At 64.5% G+C, this 9280-nt stretch carries 4 protein-coding genes and 1 tRNA gene; 4 read left to right on the top strand and 1 reads right to left on the bottom strand.

Annotation, left to right across the window (positions count from 1 at the left end):
* Nucleotides 1–176: 176 nt before the first annotated feature.
* Both A7X12_RS19420 and A7X12_RS19415 read left to right on the top strand, forming a co-directional pair.
* Nucleotides 177–4064, top strand: a complete 3888-nt coding sequence (locus A7X12_RS19420) for a beta strand repeat-containing protein (RefSeq protein ID WP_064313112.1) — start codon at nt 177–179, stop codon at nt 4062–4064.
* Between the two features lie 534 nt (nt 4065–4598).
* Nucleotides 4599–4672: transfer RNA gene (locus tag A7X12_RS19415), tRNA-Gly, on the top strand.
* Between the two features lie 381 nt (nt 4673–5053).
* Here A7X12_RS19415 and A7X12_RS19410 read toward each other — a convergent pair.
* Entirely contained in the window at nt 5054–5887 is an 834-nt protein-coding gene (locus tag A7X12_RS19410) for an alpha/beta fold hydrolase (RefSeq protein ID WP_157105658.1), read from the bottom strand.
* Nucleotides 5888–6577: 690 nt separating this feature from the next.
* Between A7X12_RS19410 and A7X12_RS19405 the strand changes: the two genes are divergently transcribed.
* Nucleotides 6578–7534, top strand: a complete 957-nt coding sequence (locus tag A7X12_RS19405; RefSeq protein ID WP_064313110.1) for a glycosyltransferase family 2 protein — start codon at nt 6578–6580, stop codon at nt 7532–7534.
* Nucleotides 7535–7548: 14 nt separating this feature from the next.
* The gene (locus A7X12_RS19400; protein WP_232318605.1) at nt 7549–9063 is read left to right on the top strand and encodes an oligosaccharide flippase family protein; all 1515 of its coding nucleotides are present in this window, start codon (nt 7549–7551) and stop codon (nt 9061–9063) included.
* The last annotated feature ends 217 nt before the right edge of the window (nt 9064–9280 follow it).

Raw genomic sequence — 9280 nt, 5'->3', positions numbered from 1 at the left:
CAACTGTTCAGGGTTGTGACCAACGCGGAAGGGACCCTTGCTCCCTATCGGGCTCCAGACCCTCGGGGGGGACGGGCTCCCTTCCGCAACCTCTTCATACCACCATCCCATCAGACGGGGGGGGCATACTCAACGGGAACCTCCGGCTAGCCGGGGCTACGCTGATCACCGATATCGTGAACAAGGGCACCGGCGCCTTTGCGGGTATTACCGGCACGGTGACCGCCGACAGCAATTCCAGCCTGCGCTATGCGATCAATGCGGATACCAGCACGACGCTGACCCCGGGCAATGTCGGGCCATTCAGCAATGTGGGCTACCAGCTGTCGAACGGCGCCACGCTGACGATCACCGCGCCGACGGCGCAGACCCAGGGCAATACGCTGCAGCTTGCCGGCAGCGGCACCGTCGACGTGAACGCCAACATGGCGATCAGCAGCGGCTCGGCCATCCAGGTGACCAATGCGCTGACCTATCCGGGCGTGACCAGCAGCGGCACCATCGCTTCGCTGTCGATCACCAGTCGCGGCACGATCGCGGTTTCGCGCGCAACCGGCACGACCAGCTACACCCCGTCGGTTGGCGTGAGCCTCGCGTCCGGCGACAGCTTCACCAATCTCGGCACGATTACCGTCACCGATCACAACAGCTCTTCCAACGCCGCTGCGGTCATCGGCGGGGCCAGCGTCACCAATGCGGGCACCATCCTGCTCGACGGCGGTACCGGCGTTTCCGCCAACTACGCCACGACGCAGATCGTCAACAGCGGCACAATCCGCCAGACGGCGGGCGGCGCCAAGGCCACCGGGATCTCCGGTTCCTATGCTCTGGTCAACAGCGGCACCATCGCGGTCGGCGGAATCGCCGTGGTCGCATACAACCGAGGGCAGATCGTCAACAGCGGCATGATCGCGAGCAGCGGTGGCGTCGCGATCGGCGGTACCGGCAGTTCGACGAGCGCAGCCATCACCAACCAGGCGGGGGGCACGATCAGCGGGTCCGGCGATACCGCCGTCCAGCTCTATTCCGGTACCTTCGTCAACGCGGGTACGGTGATCGGCTCGGTCGATATGGGCTATGCCTTCCCCTATTATCCGGGAGCGTCCACGCGCTCTTATTCCAGCAGCGCGTTCGTCGCGGCAGGCGGCTCGATCGCCGGCGACCTGCGCTTCGGCGATGCTGACGACCTGCTGCTGCAGACCGGCGACACGATCGGCGTTTCCGGCACGATCGACGGCGGCGCGGGGACGAATGTCTACGGCCGCGTCCTCAAGGGCAGTGGGACCGTCGCGCTGAGCACGGCAGGTCTCGTCAACTTCCAGGACCTACTGGTTCAGGCGAGCGGCACCGACACGGTCGTGACCACGACGGGCACTGCCAACGGCAACCTCTATGTGGTGGGCAACGGAAGCATCGCGAACCAGGCGAATGTCACCGGTGCGCTGACCACCGGCATCTCCAACCTCTTCGGCTATTATTCCGGCGTGAGCGCGGTGCTGCCGTCGGATCAGGTGCTTGCATCTCTCACCAATGCCGGCACGATCGGCGGCGGGGTGTCGGCCACGGTCGGCAGCTTCGGCAATAGCGGCTCGATCGACGGCGGCGTATCGGCGATGCTGGCCAGCTTCACCAACAGCGGCACCATCGCGATGTCGCGCGGCTATGCGTCGACCGTGTCTCTCTACAACGGCAAGGCGCTCTCGTTCGCCAATAGCGGCACGATCACTGCCCCCGGCGCTGCATCTTGGTATCAGCCCGCCGTTTCGCTTACGGCAGGCAGCAGCGTGTCCTTCACCAACAGCGGCACGGTGCGCGGCGGAATCGATGCCACAGCGGCACCCTCGGATAAGGCGACGACGGTAGCGGTAAGCGCCACCAACAGCGGTACGCTCAGCAGCAGCACCTGGGTTCCCGCGCTGGCGGTGAGCCTCGGTCCGATTGCTGCCGGAACGGCGCGGATCGACAATGGCGGGACCATCACCGCGCAGATTTCCGATTCTTCCTTTGGAACTGCCATCGGCGCCGGCCTGTATGGCATCACCGCGCCGACGTACCAGGGCAGCGTCGACACGGTTGCGACCTATACCATCAGCAACAGCGGCGTCATCGCGGCGAGCGCCGCCGAGGGCACCGCATCTCGCCGGAGCAGCGCGATCGCGCTGGTCGTCGATGGTGGGGGGCTCTCCGGCACCATCACCAACGCCGCTTCCGGCACGATCACGGCGGAGGCGGACCGCGCCGCCGCCGTCACGGTCGACAGCGGCGCGCTGAACCTCACCAACGCCGGCACGATCATCGCCAAGGGCAAGACCATGTCCTACGCGGTATGGGGCGACACGGCCGACGACCGCGTGACCAACACCGGCACGATCATCGGCGATATCGTGCTGGGCGCAGGTGCCGATACGGTCATCAACGCCGGCACGATCACCGGCGCCGTTTCGCTGGGCGACGGGAACGACAGCTTCCTCCAGACCGGTGGCGGGGCGGTCAGCAGCCTAATCGACGGCGGTGCCGGCACCAACAGCTTCACCGTCTCCGGCGGTAGCGAAGCCGCGCCCGCGCTGTTCGGCGATATCCGCAACTTCCAGCGTTTCACCCAGACCGGCGGCTTCGCGCGGATCGGCGGCACGGCGGTGTTCGGCGCGATCGACATGACCGGCGGCCGGCTGGTCGGCCAGGCCGGATCGGTGATCACCGCGCCGCAGATCACGGTCGGGCAGGGAGCGACCTTCGGTTCGGCGGGCATCGTCAACGGCAATATCGCCGTCGCGGGCACGCTGAGCCCGGGTGCCTCGCCGGGGACGATGACCGTCAACGGCAACGCGGCGCTGGGCAGCACGTCTACCGCGCTGTTCGAACTTTCCGCGGCGACCTCGGACCAGCTGGCGGTGAACGGTACGCTGTCGATCGCGCCGGGGGCCACCCTGCAACTCGTGCGGATCGGCAACCTTCGGCAGGGCAGCTTCACCCGGCTTTTCAGCGCGACCGGGGGCATTACCGGCAGCTTCACCACCGTGCTGCAGCCGAGCGATCCGGTGGGCATCGTGGCGATGCGCGGCGGAGAGATCGACCTGATCGGCGCCTTCCGTGATCCCGGCACCGTTGCCCCACAAACGAGTGGCAGCATCGCCTATCTCAATGCGACGCTGGCGGTGCAGCCTGCGGATAGCGCTCTGTTCAACGGACTCGCCACGCTGGTGACCGCCGACGACGTGGCGAATGCCCAGGCCTTCGCCCGGCTGACCCCGCAGCCCTATGCCGCGGCGGCGCAGACGCAGGTCGACGACGCGCTTGCGCTCGTCACTGCCACGCGCGGCCCCGGTTTCGCGGCGAGCGGCGACACCCCGCGCGCCTTTACCTTCGGCGCGACGCTGGGCCAGTGGCACCGGCTGAGCGACGATGGGAAGACCGGCGGCGTCGCGGCACATTCGCGGACCTATGGGATGCTCGGCGGGGTCGGCATGGGCCACGCGACATGGAGCGTCGGCGTGTACGGCGGCTATGTGAACGACCACCAGTATCTGGATGCGCTCGGTGCTCGTACCCGCGCCAACGGCGCGGTTGTCGGCGTGCAGGCGCGTGCCAAGACCGCCGGCGGCCTCAGCTTCGCCGGTTCGGTGTCCTACATCGCGACGGTCGCGACCACGACCCGAACGCTGCCGGTCGGCACCGCCAGCGGGCGCTACGATCTGCACAGCTGGGTGCTGGACGGATCGCTGGCGCGTGCGTTCGCCGTGAAGGGCGGATGGGCGGTTCGGCCGCAAGTCGGCATCAGCTACGTCCGCACCGTTCGCGATGGGCTGGCGGAGCGGGGCGGGAGCCCGTTCGCGCTGAACCTCCGCCGCGACCGCAACGTCGCAGGCTTTGCGGACGGCGCGCTTTCCTTTGGCCGCGCGGACGAATCGACGGCGGCGTCCGGCCGTTCGTGTCGTTCGGGCTGCGCTATCAGATCGAGGGGCTGCGCGCCGATGCGCTGGGCGGCTATGCGGGCGGTGCATTGGCGCTGCAGGGCTTCAGCGCGACGCGGGCGCGGGTGGTCGGCACGGCAGCGGGCGGGGTGAGCTATCGCCTGCCGCACGGCATCGAGCTGTTCGCGACCGCCTCCTCGCAGACCGGAACCGACGATCATCAGGAAACCGTGTCGGGCGGCGTCCGCCTCCGCTTCTGAGGCGAGGGGGCGCGTGGCGGGGGCGTGCGGCCAACGTCGCGCGCCTTTCGCCGCGGCTGGGGCGGCGGCGTGCCGGATCTGGCGGCACGCAATGTCCGGCTGGACCAGGCGAGCGGCTTTGGCGGGGGGCGATTGGAGGGCGGGCCTGCTCGGGATGCCACCGATGCAGGGCGCACGGGCCAGTCGCGACGCCGCATGGACTGGACATCCACTCGCCATGGAGGTGGTGGCCGAGTCCGATCGGATCGACAAGGGGGCGCCGGCATCATAGGCCGGTCACCCGACGAGGCGCGGCGGATCCGGACGATCTACGTTGACGACCATGCCAGGGATGTGGCAGTCGGCCAGTGGATCGAACGCGGGGCTATACCGGCATTGCATGCCGGGGGGCTCCAAAGCGATCAGAGCAGCGCTAAGTCGTTGTTTCGCGGGTGTAGCTCAATGGTAGAGCAGAAGCTTCCCAAGCTTACGACGAGGGTTCGATTCCCTTCACCCGCTCCAATTTCCGATTTCAGGAAATCCCACAGAGCTTTGTAAAACCGCGGCACTGGGCCTCTTCCTCCTCCTTATGCCAACTGGCTCGCGCCTTTGGCGCGCGAGATTTCGGCAGCGCGGTGCCGCCAAGAAGCGCAGCCGCCGCTCCGATCATGCCACAGGTCCGCGTGACGCGTGCAAGCGGCGAGACACCGCGCCTCGGTCGGCTGCCGCCGAACGCGAGGGCGAAGCTTCTGGAGACGAACCTGTCATCCAGGCACGCGGTGCCGGGCGGCGGCTTTCGCTCCTGCGCGCGCTAGAGCGTTTTCACCCTGGGCGAAGACGCTCTAGATTGTCGATTACAGCATTTTCCGAGCCATTGACCGTAAGCGGTCAACTTGAAATGCTCTAGCGGCGTGCCTGCGCCGCTGCGGCCGAGGCTACCGAGTCGATGGCTGAAACGACCTCTTTGAGGTTGGTGACGTAAAGGTCGTGATCGCCATCCACAATTTGCAAGCGGCCTCTTCGCCCGGCGCGCGCCGCTATTTCCGATGTTGCCACAAATGCGCGATACAGGCGTCCGCATATCCCTGCCGCCTTGCACTGGAAGCGCTCGGTCGAGATCATGATGACGTGCGGCATGGGCGGCGGTGGCGCGTCGTCGATCGTGCGGCTTACGTCATGGACGTCGATGTGCTCGTTGTTCTCGCCTGCCATCCATGCGGCGTCCGCGGCGCGCTGCGCTGGCGACATGACGGGATCGGCAAACCGCGTCCATTCCCGGGCGGTGCCAGGCTGGTTGCTGGTCACAAAGCCTGCGACCGCGTGCGAACCGGCATAGGATCGCACCAGCAGGCCGCCCATCGAGGTGCCGAACAGGATGTATGGGCCGTTCACGCCGGCCCGTGCAAGTGCGTCGAACAGATCGGCCCGGAAATCGGCTGCCTTTCGAGGCACGGACGCCGCAGAACTGCGTCCTATATTGCGGCGGTCATAGTCGCAGACCAGATAGCGCTTCGAAAGCGTCGTGAAGAGCCCCGCCATATGATCCCGGCGGCCGCCATCGCCCGGTTCAAGCAGGATGGTGAATTTCCCTCGCCCGCTACAGCGAAGGGCGATAACTCGTCCGCCGGATAAGGTGAACGTCCGGTCGAAGCTGGCAGCGGGGGGCGGCGGACCTCCGGCGGCGGCTATGGCGACTGCCAGCAACGGTAGAGCTAGCACGTTGCGCCAAGATGTCATGCCCTAGACTGGCGGCGACCTGGGCGAATGACAAGCGTCCGCATCTTCGCGTCACGGCGGGAGAGGCGCATGCCCGCGCTCGGCGGACTGCGATATTCACTGGGACGATACCTGCGGTAGGAAACCCGCGGCCTATCCGGCCCGGAGCGCGGAACCAGCGGCGCAGGCGGTCGAACGGCCATGGTGCCGCCTCGTCGCTGTCGGTGGCGCCCACCGGCTTGGCATAGGATCGCGCCGGCAGGGCCGACGCCTGCCCGGCGGCACCATCCGTACCGGTCGACGCAAGCTTCGGACAGACGACGCCATGGCCTTCCTCGTCATGGCACGCCCAGATGTTGAGGCCCGGCCAACCTGGGGTGGCGCGCATATCAGAACCTGTTCTCGCGCCCCTGTCCGGCGTCTTTGTTCCGAAATGGCACGTAGCCACGCATGGCCGGGGCCCCGCGTTCCCCTCCCCAAAACGCAAAGGGGCATCGCCCTGCGTCGCTGCATCTGGATCATTCTGGTTAAACTGCGGGAATAAAGGTGATTCGCCGGTCTGTCAGGCGCAGGCGGCCAGGTTCGGCAAATGATCACGCGCTATTTTGTTCCATGCTTACAGGTTTGCTTGGAAAAGAAGGGCTTTGGCGGTATCATCGCGGCAGAAAAACGTAATCTCCCTTGCGCCTCTCGCTCCCCAGGATTGGACGTATGACCAGCAACCGTGGCTCGAACGAACCCCGCGTGTCGGTACTGCTGCCCTGTTATAATGGAGCCGCATATATCGGGCAGGCTCTCGAATCCATTATCAATCAAACCTATCCGGATTTTGAGCTCGTCGTCGTCGACGATGGGTCCACCGACGAATCTGCGGATATAATTCGTACGTTCGTCGCTGCCGACACCCGTGTGCGATTGGTGGGAAAGGCCAATGGCGGCATCGTCTCGGCGCTGAATACGGGGCTTGAAGCGTGCCGCGGCGAATATATCGCCCGAATGGACGCGGACGACGTTTCCTTCCCCAACCGTCTTGCCGATCAGGTCGCCTGGCTGGACACGCACCCCGCCTGTGTCTGCGTGGGGGGGTACGCGGTTGACGACCTGGTTCCGACACCGGAAAGCATCCGGACCACCGGCGGGCGCCACGCTTCCACGGACTTGTCGGTATTTCCGCCCAGGGTAGCCGTATCGATGCACCCGCTCATCATGGTGCGGCGCGACGCGGTTGTGAAAGCCGGCGGGTATCGCGATGGCTTCAAGCATGCGGAAGACTATGACTTGTTTCTTCGGCTAGGCGAGCTGGGTTCGATCGACAATCCTCCCATCGACATGCTCTATTATCGGCGTCACGAAGGCGCCATTTCCATCCGTAATGTCGAGGAGCAAGAGGCCGCTGCCGTAAGGGCGGAATTGGACGCAATACAGCGTTCCGGCGGCAATTTGCCGCCCCGGCGTCTGGTGGATGTGTATCGTGACTTGCGTGTCTTTCGCCGTAACCAGTCGGTAAATCCGGAACAGGCAACCCGGCAAATGCCCGACATCGTCCGTGCTATATTCAACATGACGCCTGCGTGCCTGTTTTCGAGCGGCTACTTTCGACTGAGACTGATGATGGGCGTTGCCTTGTATCGCTATTGGAAGCGACGTCAGGCGATTGCGAAGATATGATAGGCGACGCTCCGGTGGTGGAAGCGGTGCCTGCACCGCAGAAGAGCTTACGCGCCAAGGCGATCACATCGGTAATCTGGTCCGTTGCAAGGGTGGGCGGCGACCAGATCTTCAACTTCATCGTTTTCGCTGTCCTAGCTCGCTTTCTAAGCCCGGCGCAGTTCGGCATCTTCATCGTGGCGATGATCACCGCCGAAGTTGGCAAAGTTATTGCCCAGGGCGGCCTGGTGAGCAGCTTGTATCGTGTGCCGGTCGTTACCGCCCAAGTCGCCGATACGATATTCTGGACGAACACGGCGATTTCCATACTATATGCTGCCGCAATGGCGTCGAGTGCCAGATACGTGGCGATCGCGCTCGGCAGCGCCGAAGCCGCACCGCTCATCTTCGCGCTTGCGTTCGTGGTTCCGGTTTCCGCCGCAGGCGCGACCCATATGGCGCGGAATCTTCTCGAATTTGGCCACAAGGCGTTAGCCGTGCGGTCCCTGCTGGGGGGATTGGTGGGTGGTGCGCTCGCAATTGCGGCCGCCTGGCAGGGATGGGGCATCTGGGCGCTGGTTGTCCAGCGTCTCAGCGTGGAGATCATCGGCACGCTGGTGGCCTGGTACTCTTTTTCCTGGAGGCCAACGTTTCAGTTTTCTTTTCGCGTCCTTCGTGAACAATATGGCTTGGGACTGGGGGTCGCAGGCTCTCAGCTTTTGTTCATCGTCTTGAACCGGTTGCAGGATGTCATCATCGGGCGGATGATCGGGCTTTATCAGGTCGGCATCTATCGTACGTCCTGGAAGACGATCGAAGTCATCGTTCAAGGGGCGATCATTCCTGTGTCGACGGTAAGCCTGCCGGTACTCTCCAAGTTACGCGACGACGAGGCTGCCGTTAAGCGCAATTACCTTAAGATGCTGTCCGCCGGAAGTCTGTTGGCGTTTCCCGCGATAACGGGCGGTGGTGCCGTGGCCGGCGTGCTGATCCCCTTGCTGTACGGTCGCCAGTGGGAGCAGAGCATTCCGGTCGCGTGGGTGCTGGCGTTCATGGCTCCAGCGTTTGTTCTAAATTCCTTTGGGGACGCCGCGCTGACGGTGAAGGGACATCCGAAGGTCATCCTCTGGCGCGCCATCGTACAGATAGTCCTGACGCTGCTTTTTTGCATACCTGCTGCGCAATATGGAATAATCTGGTTCGCGGTCGCATTTGTCGCTCATGAATATGTCGCTCAGATATTCCAGTTAACGATGTTTGCTCGCGCGACATCGATCAGGGTCACCGAAATCGTCGGAGCTGTCAGGATTCCTGTCATTGCCTCGATTGCTATGGTTGCGGTGTTGGGCGCTCTGCAATGGCTGGTGCCGATAGGGCAGTCCGCGTCCGGTGGTGTGCAAATCGTCTATTTGCTCGCGTTGGTCGGCTGTGGAATTCTGTCGTATGCCGGCTTGGTTTTTGCGCTTATGAAGAAGAGTGAGCGGCGCGAGGCGTTTTCGATACGAACGTACCTCCCTGGCGATCACCTTATAAAATCGGACGGTGGCTAACGCGTTCGGCGCTCTTCCCGCAGAAGCGCACGGCGCGGTCCAACCTGCCCATCAGACCCTGCTATGGTCGCGCGGCCTCTGATGGGCGGGGAGCGCGCGGCGTGACCTTCAATGCGTGCGGAAGGCCGGGCAGGGCGCGCGCGTCGACCTTTCGCCCGACCCTGCTCGCTATCGACTGACCTTCAGGGAAGGCGCGCTAGAGCATCTTCACGATGGG

This window comes from Sphingomonas sp. TDK1, assembly GCF_001650735.1.
In the GTDB taxonomy this organism is placed as follows: Bacteria; Pseudomonadota; Alphaproteobacteria; order Sphingomonadales; family Sphingomonadaceae; genus Sphingomonas.
This window is presented reverse-complemented; position numbering and strand designations above follow the sequence as displayed.

Bases quoted from the DNA above. Each gene is read 5' to 3' on its own strand.
- A7X12_RS19410 (WP_157105658.1), bottom strand. From the start codon at position 5,887: ATGACATCTTGGCGCAACGTGCTAGCTCTACCGTTGCTGGCAGTCGCC.
- A7X12_RS19405 (WP_064313110.1), top strand. From the start codon at position 6,578: ATGACCAGCAACCGTGGCTCGAACGAACCCCGCGTGTCGGTACTGCTG.